This window comes from Streptomyces sp. NPDC030814 (genome assembly GCF_055572155.1).
This window is the reverse complement of the sequence record NZ_JBVIDX010000002.1, coordinates 562,612-581,954: the sequence shown is the minus strand read 5'-3', so window position 1 is coordinate 581,954 and position 19,343 is coordinate 562,612. Positions and strand designations below refer to the sequence as shown.

The following is a 19,343-nucleotide window of genomic DNA, read 5'->3' as shown; positions in this document are numbered from 1 at the left end:
TCACATGACGTGTTCCCACATGGTCACCCAGACGGGGCGGTTGGGGAAGACCACGATTTTCCCGTGGGCCTAGGGGCCCGCGGCGCCCGGCGGCCGGGTCCGGGCGGGCGGCTGGTCGAAGCAGCAGTCGCCGCACAGTCCGCCGCCGGGCAGCCGGTAGTAGAGGCAGCAGCTGCGGCGGCGGTGGGTGACGGGGTCGAGGGTGCCGGCCAGAGCGGGATGCGTGAGCTGTGCGGCGGCCAGCCGCCGGGCCCGGCCCGCGACCTCCGTACGGCCGTTCGCGGCGGCCCAGCGGTCGATCTGCCGTACGGCTCCCATCAGCGCGGAGGCCGCGTTGCCCCGGAGCAGACGGCGGGAAACGGGCAGCTGGGAGCACAGGGCTGTCGCCAGCGGGACGAGATGCGCCTCCCGTACGACCTCGCCGAGTTCGTCGGCGGGCAGCATCCGTACCTCGGTCAGCCAGAGCTCGTCGGGAGCGCTCGCGCCCGGGTCCCAGCGCAGCAGCCGAGGGTCCAGATCGGGGACGCGGTCGTACAGCGCGGCGGCGCCCAGGACCACCGACCACAGCCTGGCGGCGAGACCGAGGTGGGCGATGGAGGCCGCGACGCGTGGCTCGGGGGCCCGAGTGCCGTCCGCCACCTTGCGGACACGGAAAATTACGGGATTCGCGTAAACCTCCTTTTTCACATCGGCATCCCGTGCCGCGTACGCCTGCGCGAGGGTGGGCAGCGGCCCCCGCGACGGTTCCCCCGTACGTAGTACGAAGAAGCCGCCGAGGGCGGAGAGGTCGGTGAGGCCGGGGGCGTGATCCACGAGGTCGAGTAGTACCAGGACCCATCGGCGCTTCCGAGCCGAGGGGTGCACTCCGTGTCGCCCCTCCTGAGGATGACCGGCGGCGGGTCGTACTCCATCGGCAGTACGACTCATTGAGTGCTCAGGTACGACGACGCGAACACGTTCGCGAGGCATCGTGGTCACCATGAAAGCCGACCGTTCGCAGCGGCGGGCCGAGCGCCCCCGCCCCTCGCAGAGGAGCCGCTCATGAGCGCCCTCGCGTTGTCCGTGCTGCTGTCGTTCGTCTCCGCCGTGGCCTACGCAGGCGGTGCGATCGTGCAGGAGCGTGTCGCGGTGACCTCCCCCAGCCGGACCTACGCGCCGCTGCGCCGGCCGGGCTGGTGGGCCGCCGTCGCACTCAACGGTCTGGGCGGGCTGTTGCACGTGGTCGCCCTGGCCTACGGCCCGCTGAGCCTGGTGCAGCCGCTGGGCGCGTTGACCATCGTCTTCGCCCTGCCCATGGCGGCGCTCTTCGTCGGTCGCAGGGCCGGGGCGACGGCCTGGCGGGGCGCGATCATGGCGACGGTGGGCCTCGCGGGGCTGCTCTCCCTGGTCGGCACGGCCGACGCGCGGTCCCTGGACACCGCCGAGCGCGTGCTGGTGGCGGTGGTCAGCGCGGGCGCCGTGGTGGCGTTGATGACGGCGGCCCACGCCGCGCACCGACATCCGACGACGCGCAGCATCCTGCTGGCGGTGGCGTCCGGTGTGGCGTTCGGCATGTCATCGGTGTTCACGAAGACGGTCGCCGTCGACTGGACGGACGGTGTCGCGCTCGGCGACGTGCCGACCCTCGCAGTCATCGGTGTCTTCGCCACGGCCGGTCTGCTGCTGTCCCAGGCCTCCTACCGCAGCGGCGGCCTCGCGGCCCCGCTGGCCACCCTGACCGTCGTGAACCCGGTGGTGGCGGCGGCGGTCGGCATCACGATGTTCGGCGAGACGTTCCGCTACGGCACCACGGGCACCCTCCTCGCACTGGCCAGCGGAGTCGTCGCGGCGGGCGGGCTGATCCTGCTCACCACCGAGCGGCTGGATGACGAGGCGCGGCCCGAGCGGGTCGGGAAAGACGCCCCGAAGGACGCGTCCACGGTCGCCGACCGGGAGGCGGCCCTCGCCGTCGAACGGCTCCTCGCGGGGCTTCCCTCCCGGTCCGCCGAGCTGCCGGCAGCGGCCGACGGCTCGCTCGGCCTCGACCGGCGGGTGGTCGTACCGGCTCCGTTCCGCAGGGGCGGCGGCTCCGGGGACGAGGGTCCGCCCGAACTGGAGCTGCGACCGTTCCACGGCGAGCTGTACGTGCCGCGGCCCCATGCCCATACCGACCGGCGACGGGACCATGTCGCTTCATGAGCGGGAGGCCCGAAGCGGGCCTCCCCCGGTACGTCAGCGTGTCAGAGACGCACCCCGCCCGCCCGTAGGTAGGCGATCGGGTCGACGTCGCTGCCGAAGCCGGGCCCCGTCCGCACCTCGAAGTGCAGATGCGGGCCAGAGCTGTTGCCCGTGGACCCCGAGCGGCCGATGCGCTGGCCCGCGCTCACGCTCTGCCCGGCCTTCACGGAGATCGCCGACAGATGGGCGTACTGCGTGTACCGGCCGTCGGCGTGCCGGATCACCACCTGGTAGCCGAAGGAACCGCCCCAGCCGGCCGTGACGACCTCACCGGAGGCCACGGCCTTCACGGTGCTGCCGGTCGGCACGGGAAAGTCGACCCCCGTGTGGTAGCCCTTCGACCAGGAGGAACCGGAGGCGCGGTACGGGGTGCCGAGGGAGGCGTTCACGGGGGCGACCCGGGACCCGGACTGCTGCCGCGTGTCGGTCCGCTGCTCCCGCTTCTGCTCCTTCTTCTCTTCCTTCTTGGCCTGCTCCTTCTTGGGCTGTTCCTTGTTGTGTTCCCTCTTCGGCTGTTCCTTCTTGTGTTCCTTCTTGGGGGCGGCCGAGCTCAGGCTCAGCCGCTGGCCCGGGAGGATGCGGTCCGGGTCGGAGCCGACGATCCGTCGGTTTGCGTTGTACAGCCCGCGCCAACCGCCCTTGACCTCATGGGACTCGGCGATCTCGGAGAGCGTGTCGCCCCGGACGACCGTGTACATCTCGACCTTGCCCGCCTGCGACTGGGGCGTGGTCTGCGGTTTGACGTCCTCGATGGTGCGCGGCGCGTCGCCGCCGCGGGTGAGGCCCGCGCGGACCGAGCAGTGGGGCCAGGCGCCGGGGCCCTGGCCGTCCAGCACCTTCTCGGCGATCGCGATCTGCTGTTCCTTGGTCGCCAGGTCGGCGCGCGGGGCGTAGGCCGTCCCGCCGTACGCCTCCCAGGTGGACTGACTGAACTGGAGACCGCCGTAGTAGCCGTTGCCGGTGTTGATGTCCCAGTCACCGGTGGACTCGCAGGCCGCGACCTTCTCCCAGGTGTCCACGTCGGCCGCCTCGGCGACTCCCGTGCCGATCAGCGGGAGTGCGATGCCGGCGCCGCCGGCTGTGACCGTGAGTGAAGCACGGTTGATCCTGTTCGGCTGATACCGGCGGTGCCGGCCGCGTACGGCCATGGAGTAGCCCCCCTCGCCTCTGCCACGAAGCCGCAAAAGTAAGCGCCGCGAACCGGCCATGACAAGACGAAAATCCAGCCGCAGCAACCCCGTGAGTGGCGTGGAAGCGACCTGTCCCGGCGCGTAAGTACGCCCGTCCGGCGCGCGCGTGAGTGAGTGCGACGCGTGAATGGCGCCGGATGCGCGGTCCATTGAGGCAGGTGGGGCCCTTTCCACGTACTCAAGCACGACGCGCCGGGCGGTGCGCAAGGGGCCGCCGCACGCCAGGGTGACCGGAAGGGCAATACTGGCGAGCACCGACGGCAGCACCGATATGAGGACCTACCGGCACTACTTGTGCCTCACGACTTGACCGATACACCGGCACCACTGATTCCAGGATCCATAGGAGCCCACCGCATGAGCACTTCAGCCCAGATCGGCGTCACCGGCCTCGCGGTCATGGGGAGCAATCTCGCCCGGAACTTCGCCCGCAACGGCTACACGGTCGCCGTCCACAACCGCACCGCGGCGCGGACCCACGCGCTGGTGAAGGAGCACGGGCACGAGGGCGACTTCATCGCGGCCGAGACCGCCAAGGAATTCGTACAGGCGCTGGAGCGCCCCCGGCGTCTGGTGGTGATGGTGAAGGCCGGCGGCCCCACGGACGCGGTGATCGAGGAGTTCGCGCCGCTGCTGGAGCCCGGCGACATGATCATCGACGGTGGCAACGCGCACTTCGCGGACACCCGCCGTCGTGAGGCCGCGCTGCGCGAGCAGGGCATCCTGTTCGTCGGCGCGGGCATCTCCGGCGGTGAGGAGGGCGCGCTCAACGGCCCCAGCATCATGCCGGGCGGCCCGGCCGAGTCGTACGACTCCCTCGGCCCGATGCTGGAGAAGATCTCCGCGAAGGCCGCCGACGGGGCGCCGTGCGTCACGCACGTCGGTCCGGACGGCGCCGGGCACTTCGTGAAGATGGTCCACAACGGCATCGAGTACGCCGACATGCAGCTGATCGGCGAGGCGTACCAGTTGCTGCGGGATGTGGCCGGCTACTCCCCCGCGCAGATCGCGGAGATCTTCCGCACCTGGAACACCGGGCGCCTCGACTCGTACCTGATCGAGATCACCGCCGAGGTGCTGGCGCACGTGGACACGGCGACCGGCAAGCCGTTCGTGGACGTCGTCGTCGACCAGGCGGAGCAGAAGGGCACGGGCCGCTGGACCGTGCAGATCGCGCTGGACCTGGGTGTGCCGGTCTCCGGTATCGCCGAGGCCGTCTTCGCCCGCTCGCTGTCCGGGCACGCCTCGCTGCGGGACGCCTCGCGCTCGCTGGCCGGCCCGAAGGCGGCCCCGCTCAGCGAGGCCGAGGCGGGCGCCTTCGCCGACCGCGTGGAGCAGGCGCTGTACGCCTCCAAGATCGTGTCGTACACGCAGGGCTTCCACGAGATCGACGCGGCCCGCGCCGAGTACGACTGGGACATCGACCTCGGCAAGGTCGCCTCCATCTGGCGCGGCGGCTGCATCATCCGCGCGGCCTTCCTCGACCGTATCCGCGCCGCGTACGACGCCCGGCCGGACCTGCCGAGCCTGCTGTCCGACGAGACGTTCGCCCAGGAGATCGCGGCGGCGCAGGACGACTGGCGTGAGGTGATCGTGGCAGCCACCCGGCAGGGCGTGCCGACGCCGGGCTTCGCGGCGGCCCTCGCCTACTACGACGCGCTGCGCGCGGAGCGGTTGCCCGCGGCGCTCACGCAGGGCCAGCGGGACTTCTTCGGGGCCCACACGTACCGGAGGGTGGACCGGGAGGGGTCGTTCCACACGCTGTGGGGTGGCGACCGGTCCGAGGTCGAGGCGTAAGAGGGGACCGCGACCGACCGCGGGGGACGTCGACAGGGCCGGTGCGGTTGCGGCCGGTTGCGCATGGACCGGCCGCAGGGCCCCGGCCGGGGGCGGTCTTGCCGCGCCGACCGCAGGGCCCCGGCGGGAGCCGGTCTCGCGCGGGCCGACCGCGGCACCTGTCGACGGAGCCCGGCCGGTTCACGGCCGATCTCGGGCGAACCGGCGGGCGGGCCCCGGCGAGGGTCGGTCGGTCGTGGCCGGACTCGCGCGGAGCGGCCCCCGCGGGAGGGGGTGGCGGGTCGGCTTGCGGCCGGTCCCTCACGGAGCGACCGCGGCGGACGTCGGCACGGGCCGAGCGGACGTGGCCGCTCTCGCACGGGCCGACCGCGGCGGCCTCCCGGTGCTCCCCCACCTGCTGGGCCATTACTCCCACCTGCTGGGCCATCGGCCCTGCCACGGCAGATGGCCCGATGGGGCCCGCCCCGACTGCCCGGCGGCGCGTCGGCGGGGGCTGGCCGATTCGCGGTCGGTCCCTCCTCGGCCGACCGCGGCAAGCCCTCGGCGAGGGCCGGTCGGCCGTGGCCGGTCTCGCTGTTCCCCACACCCCCCTTCGGGCGGCATGGCAGTGGCCCGGCGTGACGAGGTTCGCGCCGGGCCACTCGTCGTTCTTCCTGCCTCTACGTCAGGGGCTTGGGCGTCGGTTCTCCCGGGATCGGGTCAGGGCCCGGGGGTTGCGGGACCGGGTCCGGTTCCGGGGTCGGTGCGGGCTCCGGTGGGGGGACCGGGTCGGGGTAGGGGTTCGGGGCCGGGACGGGTTCGGGGCGGTCGGGGCCCGGGCCGGGGGTGGGGCCGGGCCGCACGGGGTCCGGTTCTGGGTGAGTCATCGTGTCCTCCAGCCATGGATACGTCGGCCATGGACTCGTGCCCCGGGTACCCCTCGGCACCACGGACAGTCACCCGTTCGGCCGCGCCGCCGCCGCGCCCGCCGCCAGCCCCGGCCGGGGACTGGACAGGACGGGAATCGTGGTCGTGGTCAGTCGCCGGGCGGGCGTCATGGATGCCTGGGCGAGGACGATCGCGTCGGCGTCGGTGACGTCGTCGGCGGCCTCCGCGATCACCCGGGCACAGCCCTCGGTGTCACCGGCGCCGAACAGTGCCCATGCCTGTTCGAGGAGGAGAGTGCGGATCTCCACCGGGCCCGTGGCCTCCTCCTCGATCAGGGCCACCGTCGGGGCCAGGGTGCTGTGCACCGTGGCGAGGACGACGATCCGCGGGCCGGCGGCCACGGCCGCGGCCGCCATCGGGCGGTCCACGCGGAGCACGGGCACGCCGACGCCGGTCGCCTCGGCGACGGCGCCGATGCTGGAGCAGGTACACAGCACCGCCGTCGCGCCCTCGGCGACGGCCTCGTCGAGCAGGGCCCGCACCTCGCCGGCGACCGACTCGGGACCGTCGGTGCCCGCGCGGGTCAGCAGGTCCTCGGCGACGAAGTGCCTCAGCTCCAGGCCCGGATGGGCCTCGTCGCGGAGGGCGTCGAAGACCGGGACGTGGAGGGGGGAGGTGTGCAGCAGGGCGAGCACGCCGCCCATCAGAACCCCTCCGGGTGGGCGACGAGCCACTCCTTGGCCGCCCGCAGCAGCTCCGGGTCGGCCGCCGGGGCCTCGTCGGGGTGCCGCTCCGCCCACTTCACGACGTACGGGCACAGCGGCGCGACGACGAGGCCCTCGCGTTTGGCCGTGACGTACAGCCGCCGCGCCAGCGAACCGGCGATCCCCTGGCCCTCGTACGCGGGCTCGACGATCGTGTGGACCGGGACGAGGGCGCGCTGCGGAGCCTCCAGGACGAAGTACTGGATGTGTCCGGCCAGTTCGTCGCCGGCGAAGGCCTCCAGGCGGCCGCCGGCCCGGTCGTCGCGGATCTCGATGTCGCTCATGCGGTTCTCCTCGCGTACGTTCGGCGTCGCCGGGCAGCCGCTCAGGGACTCAGGCCGGGACGGCCTGGGGGCTGCGCCGCTGGTCCGAACCCGGTACCGGCTCGGACGGGTCCGCGCCGAGGGACACGATCCGGTTGTCGCCGTCCACGTGCACCACCCTGGGCCTCATCGCCCGGGCTTCGGCATCGGAGACCTGAGCGTAACTGATGATGATCACCAGATCTCCGGGATGCACGAGATGGGCCGCGGCGCCGTTGATGCCGATGACCCCGGAGCCGCGCTCACCCTCGATGACGTACGTCTCCAGACGGGCCCCGTTGGTGATGTCCACGATGTGCACGAGCTCACCGGGCAGCAGATCGGCGGCGTCGAGCAGATCGGCGTCGATGGTCACGGAGCCGACGTAGTGCAGGTCGGCCTGGGTGACGGTGGCTCGGTGGATCTTGGACTTGAACATGGTACGAAACACGGCAAGACTCCCGATTTGTCTGCTCCCTGCCTGCTTTATGCAGGTCAAGGGCGGTCTCTGGAGAGTACAACCGTTCGCTTCTTCGGTCAGCTGTCCTCAGGTGTTTCAGGGCTCACACTGACCCGTTGCTGACTTTTGCGACGCGTCATCAGGCGGGCTGCGCCGGCTGCGGGTGCGCCACGGCCGCGAGGGCTCGAGCTGGGTCCCCGGCGACGGCAGTACCCCCAGCCACGGTGGCCGTGTTCTGCCGTCTCGCTTCCGGACCGCTCGCTTCCCCCGACCCGGTACTTGGGGAGTAGCCCACCCCTTGGTAAGGCCACGGCGGCCGGCCGTCGGCCGGCACCGCCAGGACAAAACGCTGCCGCCCCAGCGCATGGGAAACGACCTCCTTGTCGGAAAGAGGACCGGCGGACGCCAAAAGCGCATCTCCTGCATGGCCGGTGATCCGGCCGTGGAACGCGGGCGGGAGGGCCTGCACGCCCTTGCGGACCGCTCGGTCACCACGTCGGCTCCGGGCTTCACGCTCCAGGCGGTCCAGCAGCTGCAAGACCCGGCTCTGCCGCATCCGGGGGCGACGGCGTGGCGTTGTGCTCATGGTGGGCCGGGTCCACATCTGCGCGGACGGGACAAGGGCCGCCTGCGGTGGACCACGGTCAGCCGCCCGGCCGGATCACCGCGCGCACGCAGCCGTCGTTCTTCTCGAACATCTCGTATGCCCGCGGCGCCTCGTCCAGGGGCACGGTATGGGTCGCCAGGTGGGCCGTGCTCAGCTCTCCGGCCGCCAGCCTGTCGACGGTCATGCAATTTCCCCACCTCAGGTGGGTTCGGCCTCAGCCAATTCCCCATCCTCGCGGTCACGATCCTCGCGGTCACGTTTTCCCACGAGGACGGCGGTCGCGAACGGCACTAAGGAATGGCGGCTGCCGGCTTGGGGGTGGCAGCCAGCCGCAGGCCGACATCTACGAGGGCCCAGCCGAGACGGGTACGGAGGTACCGGGGGCGCCGGGCCGCTGCGACGAGACGGTACGCGTCGGCTTCGGCACGGAGTTCAGTGGCGCGGACATGGTGCAGGGCAAGGTGGATCTCGGGACGCATCGGGCCGTGGCCTTTCATTCCGTGGTGAGGGGGAACGCGTGCGTGTGGATGCGTACTTGGGCGGTGTTGGCGTCGTCTTCGTCAGCGGCCCGGTCGCGGTAGGTGTCGACGAGCGCATGCATCTTCTCGACGAGTTCCTGGGTCAGTTCGGGTGTCAGCCGCAGTGTCGCGCTGCTCATGTCCCAGGTGCGGTTCCATTCCTCCGGCCATGTCTGGCGGTTGCCGAGCCAGGTCGACAGGTCCCGGGTCTGAGTGGTGGCGACCTCGTGGAGATACATGTCGGCGGCCCCGCGCACGTCCGGGCTGGTGTCCGTGAGCAGTGCGTCGTCGAAGCGCAGGCCCTTGTGGGCCGCCTTCCACCACCGCTCCCGGCCCTTGCCGTGCTCGGGGGCGTCCTCAATGAAGCCGTGAACGGCGAGCTGCCGCAGGTGGTAGCTGGTTGCACCGCTTGACTCGCCCAGCTTTTCGGCGAGTTGGGACGCGGTGGCGGGGCCACCGAAGCGCAGGGCGTCCAGCAGCTGCATACGCAGCGGGTGTGCGAGCCCGCGCAGGGATCGGGCATCGAGATTGCGGACGTGCGAGTCCTGGGGCTCGTTCATGCCTACAAAGATAGCGATGCAAAGGAGTGCTTGCAACGCAATCTTTGCATCGGATTCGAGAATGACTGCGCTCTGCAGGAGACGAACGAGCAGACCACCACCCGGTCCCGGCCATGTGTCGGCGTACCCCGGCGCCGACCTCCACGACCTCCCCCAGGAACTCGTGACCGATGACGTCCCCGGACCGCATGAAGGGGGATGTAGCCGCCGATGAGATGGAGGCCCGAGCCGCAGGTGGTGCCCGCGATGGCGTTGCTCGCCCAGGACGCCCCGCAGAGCCGTAGCAGGACCGCGCGGCTGTCCGGCCTGTCGCGCCGGAAGACCAGCGATCTACTGAACCTGCTGGAGGAGGCGGGAGCGGTGACCGTCGAGGGCAGGCGCCGCGCAGTCCGTGCTCTGCCTGGCCACACGGCGGACGAGGCCACCGAAGAGGCGGCACGGGCGTTCGAGCGGCGGTGCCGCGTCGACCGCTCGCGCATCGAGATGATGCGCGGCTACGCCGAGACGCCCACCTGCCGCCGCCAGTACCTTCTGGGCTACTTCGGCGAGCAGCTCGACACACCGTGCGGGCGGTGCGACGTGTGCGACCGCGACGACGAGCACCCCGCCACCGGGTCCGGACACCGGGACGCCGCTCCCCCGCCCGGGCACGGCGGGCGCGGGACGCCGCTCCCCCGCCCGGGCACGGCGGGCCTTACGAGCCGAACGACCGGGTGCACCACCCCGAGTGGGGTGCGGGCACGGTGATGCGCACGGAGGAGGACCGCCTCGTCGTACTGTTCGAGCAGGTCGGCTACAAGACGCTGTCCCTGACAGCCGTGCAGGAGGGCGACCTGCTGGGCGGCACCTGATGCGCGCCCGGCGACCGGGCCAGGCCATGACCGGGCCGAACATAGGACACGACCGGCCGCTGGGCGGCTATCTCGCGTCCATGACGGGATTCGGGGCATACACGGCGGCCTGGGCCACGGCGGTACGGCTGCGCGGGCGTCCCCTGCCCGACCGGCCCCAGCCCTGGGACGTGGTCCTGACCTCGGTCGCCACCTTCCGGCTCAGCAGGCTCCTGACCAAGGCGTCCGTCACCAGTCCGCTGCGGGCGCCCTTCACGCGGTACGTCGGCCCGCAGGGCCCCGCCGAGCTGCACGAGGAGGCGGAGCCGGAGGGCGGCAGGGACACCGTCGGCGAGCTGGTGACCTGCCCGTTCTGCACGAGCGTCTGGGTGGTGTCCACCCTGACCGCCGGTCAGTTGCTGTGGCCGCGGGCAACCCGGACCGCCATGGGCGCGCTCGCGGCACTGGCCGGCGCGGACGCGCTGCAACTGGCGTACAGCGCGCTGGTGGGCCGGACCACCGGGGACGACTGACCGGGACCGCGGAGAGCCGGAGTACAAGGGTGCCCGCGCCAGCCGCTGGACTCCACTCAGAAGCCCCGCCGGGGCTTCGCCGTCTCACGACTCCTGTGCGGGAATCGGCTCGGCCGCCGCTCTTCCGCTCTCAGGAATCAGCCGTTGCGGCGCACGCGGGCCGCCTTGCGGGCTTCGGCCAGCCTGCGGGCCTCGTCGGCCTTTCGGGACTTGCCGCCGGTGCCACGGGAGGTGTCCTTGCTGGTGCCGAGGCCGCGGAAGGGAGTGTTGGTGTTCCTGGGCCGGGGGACGGCGGGCCCGCCGTCCAGGGGGATACCGGAGGGAGCCCTCGCTCCGGTGATCCGGCTCAGCTCCGCCTCCCCCGAGCGCACCTTGGTGACGGTCACGTCGACGCCGGCGTCGGCCATCATCCGGCTCACCTCTCGGCGCCGGCCAGCCGGCACAAGGGTGACCACACTCCCGGACTCACCGGCGCGGGCGGTGCGGCCCGCCCGGTGCACATAGTCCTTGGGGTCGGTGGGCGGGTCGACGTTGACCACGAGATCGAGGCCGTCGACGTGCAGGCCGCGGGCCGCGACGTCGGTCGCCACCAGGACGGTGATCCGACCGTTCTTGAACTGGGCCAGGGTCCGGGTGCGCTGCGGCTGGGACTTGCCGCTGTGCAGGGCCCCGGCATGCACCCCGCTGGCCCGCAGATGCCCGGTGAGCTGGTCGACGGCGTGCCTGGTGTCGAGGAACAGAAGTACGCGCCCGTCGCGGGCGGCGATCTCCGTGGTGACGGCGTAGCGGTCAGGGCCGTGGACGACCAGAAGGTGGTGCTCCATCGTCGTGACCGTGCCCCCGGACGGGTCGACCGAGTGGACGACGGGGTCGTCGAGGTGACGGCGGACCAGCTGATCGACATCACCGTCCAGAGTGGCCGAGAACAGCATCCGCTGACCGTCGGGGTGCACCTGGTCGAGGACGTCGACCACCTGGGGCAGGAATCCGAGGTCGCACATCTGGTCGGCCTCGTCCAGGACAGTGATCCTCACCCGTCCCAGGCGGCAGGCGCTGCGCCCGATCAGGTCGTGCAGGCGTCCGGGGGTGGCGACGACCACCTCGGCGCCCTGACGCAGCGCGGCGATCTGCCGGCCGATCGACGTGCCGCCGACGACCGTGGCCATCCGCAGCCGCAGCGCCTCGGCGTACGGCGCCAGCGCCTGGGTGACCTGTTCGGCCAGTTCCCGGGTGGGCACGAGGATGAGGGCGTGGGGCTGCTTCGGTTCGGCGCGCCGCCCGGCCGTACGAGTCAGCAGGGGCAGACCGAAGGCGAGCGTCTTGCCCGAGCCGGTGCGCCCGCGCCCCAGGACGTCGCGCCCTTTCAGAGCGTCGGGCAGGGTGGCGGCCTGGATCGGAAAGGGTTCGCGCACCCCGAGGCCGCTCAGTGTCCGCAACACCTCCGTCGGCAGTCCCAGACCGGCGAAGGAGCCGGGCGGGGGCGGCGCCGGGTTCGAGGACTCGGGCTGGGCCGGGGCGGCGGGAGCCATGCCGGAATCGTCGGGGTACTTCATGAACAGCCTTCCGCAGAGGAACATACCGAGGAAGGCCCGGCAGGATCGAACAGCCCACGCACAAGCGGAACCGAAACACGCAGAACGGTCCATCGCGTCACGCAGAACGGCCCACCGCGTCGACCACGCAAACGCATGACGCTAACACGCGGCGCATCGGCTCATCCATACGCCCGCGCGAGGGTGCCTGACCTGGGAGGGCTCCCGTCAGGCACCCGTTCATCGGCTTCTTGGATCAGGCAGGTCAGCGCTGCAGGGTGAGCACACCCGGCCGGTACGGCCAGCGGTTGTAGGGGAGGCTGCCCGAGTTGGGGGCCTTGCCCTGATAGAGGAACTGCAGGTTGCAGGGGTCGACGGTCATGGTCTGGTCGGGGTTGTTGCGAACCAGGTCACCGTGGCTGATGTCGTTGGTCCAGGTGGCACCGCTGTTGGCCTTGCCCGCGAAGGGCCTGCTCTCGCTGGCGGCCTGCGGAGTCCACGAACCGCTCAGGCTGGAAGCCGTGAACGAGCGGAAGTAGCGCCCGTTCGCCCCCATGGCCTCCACGATCATGAGGTACTGGTTCTGGTCCTGGAGCTTGTAGACCTGCGGCGCCTCGAACAGCCTCTCCTTCGTGTCACTCATGATCGTCGTGTACGACGACCCGAAGTTGCCCGGGAAGTTCCCGATCGGCATGCTCGCCCGGTAGATCTTGCCGTTGTCACCGGCGAAGAACAGGTACATGTTCTGGCCGTCGGCGATCAGGGTCTGGTCGATCGGGCCGGTGTCGGAGCCGGAGATGCTTCCGGTGAACAGCGGCTGCGGCGCGGACCAGCCGTTGGGGTTGGTCGGGTCGCTCGACGTGCGGTAGATGAACGGCCACGCGCCCCACTGGTACGCCAGCACCCAGACCCTCTTCGGTGCGAAGTAGAACAGCGTGGGGGCCACCGCGGACTGGCTCATGCTGTTCTGGCGGGCCGAGCCCATGTCCGACCAGTTCGTGAAGGGGCTGAACATCATCGAGCCCCAGTTCGAGCCGAAGTTCGTCCCGTAGACCAGGTGCTTGCCGTTGTACGTCACGTTGGTGAAGTCCTTCAGCGAGGCCCATCCGTTCGCCGGCTGCGCCAACGGACCCGTCGACGTCCACCGGTACGTCGACGGGAGGGAGCACGCACTGGTGGCCGCCTGAGCCGGGTTGGCCACGAGCGACGCCGCCGAGATCAGGGCCGCAGCCGCGGCGGCCAGCACCACGGACAGACGTTTGCGGCTGAAAGTTCCTCTGCGCATGACGACCTCTTGATTCGTGAGTGAGCGGTTCCGGTCGGCCCCGCCGGAGGCCGTCCGGACTGTCGTTGTGGTGCGGTTCGTCGCGATCCGCGAGCACCGTTCGGCCGACTCCCTGCGGCCTCCCGGGCCCCACGCCCTGCTGGCGCACCGGGGGTGACCTGGGCCTACGCGCGCCCCACCTGTACGCCTGAGTCAGCTGACGAGGGCATGACATAGACATGAGCGACGTACTCCCTGCGACTCGAACATTTCGGTGGGCGCATCCCGGGCGGTGCCCCACCCTGCGAGCGAAGCGCGCAATGTGACGGTGCCTGCGACGTGCGGCCTGTGCGTGATATCGAACAAGGGGCGAAGTGTCGATCAACTCGGAGCATAGGCGGCCCGTGAGCGGCGTCAATACCTCTCGCAAGATTCGTCAGCACCATCGAAATATTTCGAGAATCCGTCCTGATGACGACCCGGCAGAACCCACCGGCCATGGCGGCGTTCCTGCGGCCCACACCGGCCTTGGAGGAAGACTTCGATCGGTCCGGTCGGCACGCCGAACAGAGCGTGCTGGAAGACCAGGGTCATCGGCCCGAGCGCTGCGGAGATCGAGAGCAGGTTCAGCAGGGCCGCCCTGATCGGGATCAGCACCGACCGGAAGCCCACCATGAGCAGCAGCGACGACACTCCGACCACGACGGCCACGAACAGCGGCAGCCGCTTCGCCACCGTGTCCGCGAAGTCCTGGAGGCGGCAGTCGCCCCGCCGACCAGGATGTCGGCACCGGTGGCGCGCTCCAGTTCCAGCGCCACGTCGTCGCGCAGCCGGTGCACGGGGTCAGCGGTGCCCTCGGCCTGCGGTGCCGTCGTCGGGTAGACGATCACGCTGGACACGCCGCCGTCGTCCGAGGGCAGCGCGGGGCTGACCGCGGCGATGCCGTCGATCTCGGCCGACTCGGTCGGGACTGCCTGGCCGGCGGCCTCGTTCCCCCTGGGTCAGGCCACCACCACCGGGTGACGGCACCGGAACAGCAGCGCGCCGCACACCGCCGTGATCAGCAGTCAGGACACGGCCGGCGAAGCCATCGAGTCCCCGGCGCCGCGCAGCCACTGCCCCTCGGCCACGAGCGCCACCCGTACGAACACCCCCATGGCCGGCGCGGCATCGGCTCGGGTGCCATGAGGCAGCCGGACGTGAACCCGAGCGAAGAGCGGCATGGAGCCATCGTCACCGATCGCCCACGTGACGATGGACGTACGGTCGGACGATGGAGACGACAGCGGACGACGCGGCGGCGAGCCACACGACGGGCACCGTCGTCTACCGGCCGGCCCGGCCGGAGGACGACGAGGCCCTGAGCGGGCTGGACGGGTCGTTCACGACGGACGCGGTGTTCCAAGTGACCATGACGGCCGAAGGCTTCACCATGCGGGAGACCCCGGTGGATCCTCCCCTCCGCAAGGTCTTCCCCCTCGGGGACGACAGTGCCGACGACACCGCACCCGGGCCGAGCCGGACGGTGGTCGCCTACGCCGGGGACGAGTTGTGCGGGTTCGTGGAGGCGTCCTTCGACGCGTGGAACGGTCGGCTGACCATCTGTGACATCGAGGTCGCGCCTGCCTGGCGCGGCAGAGGGATCGGGCGGACCCTGATGCGTCACGCCTTCGACTTCGCCCGGGAGTGCGGGGCAGGGCACGTATGGCTGGAGGTCAGCAACGTCAACGTTCCCGCCATTCGCGCCTACCTCCGCCTGGGCTTCGTCTTCTGCGGACTGGACACCTCGCTCTACGACGGCACCGAGTCGGCCGGCGAACAGGCGCTCTTCATGGCCCGGTGGTTGCGTGAGGCATAGCTGTCAGGTGACCGGCGGTCGCAGGGTCGCGGGCGTGGGGCCGTCCGGGCGCACGGTGATGCCGTACGCCGTCTTCGTGGGGGTGGAGGAGAAGGCCACGGTGGGGCCGGGCAGCAGGTGTTCGAGGAGGGCGGTGGACTCGCGGAGGGCGAACTGGAGGCCGAGGCAGGCTCGGGGGCCGACGCCGAAGGGGTAGTAGGCACCGGGGTGGGTGGGACGGCCGCCCGAGGCGGTGAAGCGCCGGGGGTCGAACTCCTCGGGGTCGTGCCAGAGTTCGGGATCCCGGTGGGTCAGATACGGGCAGACCAGGATGTCGGTGCCCGCCGCCACGGAATGGCCGGCCAGGGTGTCGGCCTCGGCGGCGTGGCGGGGCAGGATCCAGGCGGACGGGTAGAGCCGGAGGGTCTCGTGCACCAGGGCCTGGACGGCCTGACGGCGTTCCGGCGAGCCGTCGCCGCCCGCGGCGAGCGCCTGGTCACGGGCGCCGGGATACCGGTCGAGGAGCAGGTACAACCAGGTCAGGGTCGTGGCGGTGGTCTCGTGCCCGGCCGCGAGCAGCGTGACCAGTTCGTCCCGGATCAACCGGTCGCCGTACTCGGGGTGCTCGCGGGCGGAGTCGAGCAGGACGTGCAGCACCCCTGGACCGTCGGGACCGACCTCTCCCTTCCGGGCGGCCTCGATGGCGTGCCGGGCGACCGCGTCGATCCGCGCGAGATCGGCGGCGACGGCCTCCCGGGCGGCGGTGACATCGGCGGGCAGCGTCGGGAGGGCGGCCCCCACGGTGGCGACGGCGCTCAGTTCGTGCTCGGTCGCGTCGTCAAGGGGGTGTCCGGTGAGCGCGCGCCAGATGGCGTCCAGGGCGAAGCGGCGCATCTCACGGCCGACGTCCAGGCTCTGGCCGGTGCGGGCGTACGCGTCCCAGCGGTCGGCGGTGGTCCGGGCTGCGGCGGTGATCCGATGCTCGTGGCGGCGCATGCCGGTGCCGGTGAACTGGGACTGCAGCAAGCGGCGTTGGCTTTTCCAGGCCGCGCCGGTGGCGGCGAGGACGCCGTCGCCGACCAGCAGACGGGCGCGGTGGGAGCGTTTGACGTACCGCTCCGGGTGCCGGGCGAGTACGTGCTGGACCGCCTGGGGGGCGGTGACGAGGACGGTGGGTGACGGTCCGAGGCGGAAGGCCGCGACACCACCGAGCCGTGCGCGCACCTCGGTCAGCAGTTCGACCAGCTCCCCACCACCCGACCGCCACCGCTCGACGACCTCGGGCTCGGCTTCGGGTACGGGCCGAGGGCCCGATCCGGGGACGGACGGGATGGGGCCGGAACCGGCTTCGGTGTCCATGTCTCCTCTCCTGGCCGACCGCCGGGCACGGCCGCCACAGGGCGCAGCACGGACTGTACGGGAGCCGCGACGTGCCGTGACAGCCCGCCTGGAGCGTCAATGCGCGGCGCTCCGCGTCAACGCGCGGCGCTCCGGCCGTTCGGACCCGGCGCTCGGCGTACCGGGCGGCGCTCCGCATACCTGAAGGCGCTCCCCTCCGGCCATGTCTCCCGGCCTGCCGCCCGCGCCCGTCGTCCGCCTCGCCATCGGCCGGAGCCGCACTATGGTGGAAAGCATGGGGAACCCGTTCGTGCTCCAGCGGTGCTCCGCACTCTTCGCAGCGGCCGGAGGCCGCGGGTGAAGACGCGGAACGGCGGAGTCCGGTCGGCGGGCGATCTCGCCGACCCGAACGACGACGGGCTCCCCCCGGACCGAACCCAGGCGATTCTCGGAGCGGCCAAGGAGGTCGCTTCGCTGCTCAAGGCGGGCGGGCACCCCTTCGCATTGGCGGGCGGCGTCGCCGTGTACGCCCATGGCGGCCCGGGCACCCTCCAGCACGACGTCGACTTCTGCGTCCTGCCCGAGGACATCGACTCCGTGACCGTGACCCTGGAATCAGCGGGCCTGGTCGTGGTCCAGCCTCCGGAGGACTGGTTGCTGAAGACCCGCAGCCACGGCCAGGAAGTCGACCTGATCTTCCGGCCGGCCCGGGTCCCGGTGAGCCGTGAGCTGCTGGACCGGGCGGAGGTGCTGTCGGTCCAGTCCGTGTGGATGCCCGTGCTGTCGGCGACGGATCTGCTCATCGGGCGGCTGATGTCGTTCTCGGAGCACTACTGCGATTTCGGTTCCGCGCTGCCGATCGCCCGGACCCTGCGGGAGAAGATCGACTGGGTCCGGGTGCGGCGGGAGTGCGGTGCCGTACCGATGCCCGCGGCCTTCCTGTACCTCCTGGAACGCCTTCATGTGATCGAGCCGGAGGAGACCGGCCATGGCGACACGACCTGACGACGGTACGGGCGTCGGACCGGGTGCCGGACCGGGCGCCGGACCCGGCGCACGCCCGGAGCCCGCCACCGGCCCCGCGCCCCCCTCGCACTCCGCGCACTCCGCGCACTCCGCGCGCTCCGCGCCGAACACCGAGTACCGCATCGCCCACCTCGGCGAACGGCTCGCCGCCGGTGATCTGGCCGAACTCGGTATGCGGATCGAGGCGCGGGGTGACTCCGTGCACATCACCGGTACCGCGGCCACGGCCCACGACCGCGAGGCGATCCTGCGTCTGGCGGCGGAGGAGCTACCGGGCATCGCCGTCCGGGCCGACATCGCACTGGCCGACGTGACCGCGCCCGACCACCCGGAGGATCTGTCGTGATCCGGGTCGCCGCCGTCGGGGACATCCATCTGGGGCCGGACAGCCGGGGTCTGCTCCGCCCCGCGTTCGAGACCCTCCACCGGCAGGCCGACCTCCTGCTGCTGGCCGGTGACCTCACTCGGCACGGCACTCCCGAGGAGGCGCAGGTCGTCGCCGACGAGGTGGCGGGGCTGCCGGTGCCGGTGATCGCCGTCCTCGGCAACCACGACCACCACGCCGAGCGCCCCGACGACGTCGCGGACGTCCTGCGGGCGGCGGGCGTGACCGTGCTGGAGGGCGCGGGGGCCGTCGTCGAGGTCGACGGGGTCCGGGTGGGCGTCGCCGGGACGAAGGGGTTCGGCGGCGGCTTCGCCGGGCGCAGCGGCAGCGAGTTCGGGGAACCCGAGATGAAGGCGTTCGTCCGGCACACCCGGGGGCTCGCGGACGGTCTGCGCGGGGCTCTCGACGAGCTGGCCGCGGACGGATGCGCGGTGCGTATCGCGCTCACCCACTTCTCGCCCGTACCGGACACGCTGGTCGGCGAGCCGCTGGAGATCTATCCGTTCCTCGGCAGCTATCTGCTGGCGGAGGCGATGGACGAGTCGGGCGCCGACCTCGCCGTCCACGGCCACGCCCACCTGGGCACCGAGCACGGCATCACCAGCGGCGGCGTCCGGGTGCGCAATGTCGCCCAGCCGGTCATCCGGCGCGCCTTCGCGGTCTACGGGCTGTCGGCGGACGGGTCCCGCGCCGCCGGGTCCTAGCGCCGGTTGCCCCAGCCGGGGGACGGCGGGTCCGTGCTCGTCGCGCGGCGCCCGTCCCGGACGGCGAGGCGGGGTTACCTTCCGTCGACACGTCCCTGGACGGTCGAACGGGAGGCGCGGGATGCCCTGGCGATGGCGGTGGCGAGCGGCGGCGGTGGCCGCGCTGGTACCCCTGGCGCTGGCGACCGGCTGCGGCACGGTCGAGGAACGGCGTACGGCCGCCCTGGACGCGGCCCTCGACTTCGAACGCGCTCTGGGCGCGCGCGACGGCGCGGCCCTGTGCGGGGTACTGGCCCCGGCCGTCCGCGAGGAGGTCGAGCTGTCCGCCGGCACAACGTGCGAGGAGGGCGTCCTGGAGGAAGACGTACCGTCCGTCGAGGCGGCCGGGGCACGGGTCGGAGGCGTCGACGTGCACGGGCGGCAAGCCCGCGTGGAGTTCCCCGGGGACACCTTGTTCCTGTCCCGGTTCTCCGGTGGCTGGAAGGTCGCCGCCGCCGGATGCACACCTCGCCCGCAGCGGCCCTACCAGTGTCTGTTGAAGGGCGGGTGACGACGCCGTGCGCACCATGTTCGTCCTGTGCCTGCTCGTCATCGCGGGCGGTCTGGCCTACT

The 19,343-nt window shown here is 71.7% G+C and carries 21 protein-coding genes and 1 pseudogene; 10 read left to right on the top strand and 12 right to left on the bottom strand.

Translation table 11 applies throughout. The features are described from left to right. Positions 1–69: 69 nt before the first annotated feature. Entirely contained in the window at positions 70–813 is a 744-nt protein-coding gene (locus ACZ43N_RS05880; protein WP_468095242.1) for a (2Fe-2S)-binding protein, read from the bottom strand. A gap of 228 nt (positions 814–1,041) precedes the next feature. Here ACZ43N_RS05880 and ACZ43N_RS05875 point away from each other — a divergent pair, with 228 nt between their 5' ends. Beyond that, the gene (locus ACZ43N_RS05875; RefSeq protein ID WP_468095240.1) at positions 1,042–2,178 is read left to right on the top strand and encodes a DMT family transporter; all 1,137 of its coding nucleotides are present in this window, start codon (positions 1,042–1,044) and stop codon (positions 2,176–2,178) included. Positions 2,179–2,219: 41 nt separating this feature from the next. On the opposite strand, the gene ACZ43N_RS05870 is transcribed toward ACZ43N_RS05875, so the two are convergent. Beyond that, on the bottom strand, positions 2,220–3,365 hold the full coding sequence (locus tag ACZ43N_RS05870; protein ID WP_468095239.1) for a transglycosylase family protein: 1,146 nt from the start codon (positions 3,363–3,365) through the stop codon (positions 2,220–2,222). Positions 3,366–3,764: 399 nt separating this feature from the next. On the opposite strand from ACZ43N_RS05870, the gene gndA reads away from it, so the two are divergent. Beyond that, positions 3,765–5,204 (top strand): NADP-dependent phosphogluconate dehydrogenase, encoded by a 1,440-nt coding sequence (gene gndA, locus ACZ43N_RS05865; RefSeq protein ID WP_468095238.1) that lies wholly within the window; start codon positions 3,765–3,767, stop codon positions 5,202–5,204. 935 nt (positions 5,205–6,139) lie between these two features. On the opposite strand, the gene ACZ43N_RS05860 is transcribed toward gndA, so the two are convergent. From ACZ43N_RS05860 to ACZ43N_RS05840, 5 genes are all read right to left on the bottom strand, one after another. After that, positions 6,140–6,766, bottom strand: coding sequence for an aspartate/glutamate racemase family protein (locus tag ACZ43N_RS05860; protein WP_468095532.1), 627 nt, complete (start codon positions 6,764–6,766; stop codon positions 6,140–6,142). Positions 6,767–6,774: 8 nt separating this feature from the next. Continuing rightward, positions 6,775–7,119, bottom strand: coding sequence for a GNAT family N-acetyltransferase (locus ACZ43N_RS05855; RefSeq protein WP_468095237.1), 345 nt, complete (start codon positions 7,117–7,119; stop codon positions 6,775–6,777). A 49-nt stretch (positions 7,120–7,168) separates the two neighbouring features. Then, a complete protein-coding gene (panD, locus tag ACZ43N_RS05850) occupies positions 7,169–7,588 on the bottom strand; it encodes an aspartate 1-decarboxylase (RefSeq protein ID WP_468095236.1) in 420 nt (139 codons plus the stop codon). Between the two features lie 653 nt (positions 7,589–8,241). Beyond that, complete coding sequence (locus tag ACZ43N_RS05845; protein WP_468095235.1) at positions 8,242–8,388, bottom strand: hypothetical protein; 147 nt, start codon at positions 8,386–8,388, stop codon at positions 8,242–8,244. 309 nt (positions 8,389–8,697) lie between these two features. Next, complete coding sequence (locus ACZ43N_RS05840; RefSeq protein ID WP_468095233.1) at positions 8,698–9,282, bottom strand: ArsR/SmtB family transcription factor; 585 nt, start codon at positions 9,280–9,282, stop codon at positions 8,698–8,700. Positions 9,283–9,492: 210 nt separating this feature from the next. On the opposite strand from ACZ43N_RS05840, the gene ACZ43N_RS05835 reads away from it, so the two are divergent. From ACZ43N_RS05835 to ACZ43N_RS05825, 3 genes are read left to right on the top strand one after another with little or no spacing between them, the layout of a single operon-like run. Next, positions 9,493–10,029, top strand: coding sequence for a RecQ family zinc-binding domain-containing protein (locus tag ACZ43N_RS05835; protein WP_468095232.1), 537 nt, complete (start codon positions 9,493–9,495; stop codon positions 10,027–10,029). Then, on the top strand, positions 10,029–10,133 hold the full coding sequence (locus ACZ43N_RS05830) for a hypothetical protein (protein ID WP_468095230.1): 105 nt from the start codon (positions 10,029–10,031) through the stop codon (positions 10,131–10,133). The genes ACZ43N_RS05835 and ACZ43N_RS05830 overlap by 1 nt, the downstream gene beginning before the upstream one ends. 26 nt (positions 10,134–10,159) lie before the next feature. Continuing rightward, on the top strand, positions 10,160–10,645 hold the full coding sequence (locus ACZ43N_RS05825) for a DUF1360 domain-containing protein (protein ID WP_468095228.1): 486 nt from the start codon (positions 10,160–10,162) through the stop codon (positions 10,643–10,645). A 137-nt stretch (positions 10,646–10,782) separates the two neighbouring features. Here the strand turns inward: ACZ43N_RS05825 and ACZ43N_RS05820 are convergent, their stop codons facing one another. The 4 genes and pseudogenes from ACZ43N_RS05820 to ACZ43N_RS05805 form a co-directional block, all read right to left on the bottom strand. Next, positions 10,783–12,198, bottom strand: a complete 1,416-nt coding sequence (locus ACZ43N_RS05820; protein WP_468095227.1) for a DEAD/DEAH box helicase — start codon at positions 12,196–12,198, stop codon at positions 10,783–10,785. 244 nt (positions 12,199–12,442) lie between these two features. Further along, positions 12,443–13,345 (bottom strand): annotated as a pseudogene (locus tag ACZ43N_RS05815) (non-reducing end alpha-L-arabinofuranosidase family hydrolase); the annotation flags it as partial. Positions 13,346–13,855: 510 nt separating this feature from the next. Further along, on the bottom strand, positions 13,856–14,176 hold the full coding sequence (locus ACZ43N_RS05810; RefSeq protein ID WP_468095226.1) for a hypothetical protein: 321 nt from the start codon (positions 14,174–14,176) through the stop codon (positions 13,856–13,858). Between the two features lie 332 nt (positions 14,177–14,508). After that, positions 14,509–14,664, bottom strand: coding sequence for a hypothetical protein (locus tag ACZ43N_RS05805; protein ID WP_468095225.1), 156 nt, complete (start codon positions 14,662–14,664; stop codon positions 14,509–14,511). A gap of 50 nt (positions 14,665–14,714) precedes the next feature. On the opposite strand from ACZ43N_RS05805, the gene ACZ43N_RS05800 reads away from it, so the two are divergent. Beyond that, positions 14,715–15,299 carry a GNAT family N-acetyltransferase gene (locus tag ACZ43N_RS05800; protein WP_468095224.1) on the top strand — a complete coding sequence of 195 codons (585 nt, stop codon included), beginning with the start codon at positions 14,715–14,717 and terminating at the stop codon, positions 15,297–15,299. Between the two features lie 3 nt (positions 15,300–15,302). Here ACZ43N_RS05800 and ACZ43N_RS05795 read toward each other — a convergent pair whose 3' ends face one another. Further along, positions 15,303–16,637: a cytochrome P450 gene (locus ACZ43N_RS05795; protein WP_468095223.1), complete on the bottom strand. Its 1,335-nt coding sequence runs from the start codon at positions 16,635–16,637 to the stop codon at positions 15,303–15,305. 336 nt (positions 16,638–16,973) lie between these two features. Here ACZ43N_RS05795 and ACZ43N_RS05790 point away from each other — a divergent pair, with 336 nt between their 5' ends. The 4 genes from ACZ43N_RS05790 (at position 16,974) to ACZ43N_RS05775 (ending at position 19,281) form a co-directional block, all read left to right on the top strand. Then, positions 16,974–17,621 carry a nucleotidyltransferase family protein gene (locus tag ACZ43N_RS05790; protein WP_468095222.1) on the top strand — a complete coding sequence of 216 codons (648 nt, stop codon included), beginning with the start codon at positions 16,974–16,976 and terminating at the stop codon, positions 17,619–17,621. Beyond that, positions 17,605–17,988: a BON domain-containing protein gene (locus tag ACZ43N_RS05785; RefSeq protein WP_468095221.1), complete on the top strand. Its 384-nt coding sequence runs from the start codon at positions 17,605–17,607 to the stop codon at positions 17,986–17,988. Before ACZ43N_RS05790 ends, ACZ43N_RS05785 begins: the two co-directional genes overlap by 17 nt. Then, complete coding sequence (locus ACZ43N_RS05780; protein ID WP_468095219.1) at positions 17,985–18,731, top strand: metallophosphoesterase family protein; 747 nt, start codon at positions 17,985–17,987, stop codon at positions 18,729–18,731. The genes ACZ43N_RS05785 and ACZ43N_RS05780 overlap by 4 nt, the downstream gene beginning before the upstream one ends. A gap of 121 nt (positions 18,732–18,852) precedes the next feature. Continuing rightward, positions 18,853–19,281, top strand: coding sequence for a hypothetical protein (locus tag ACZ43N_RS05775; protein WP_468095217.1), 429 nt, complete (start codon positions 18,853–18,855; stop codon positions 19,279–19,281). Positions 19,282–19,343 lie beyond the last annotated feature (62 nt).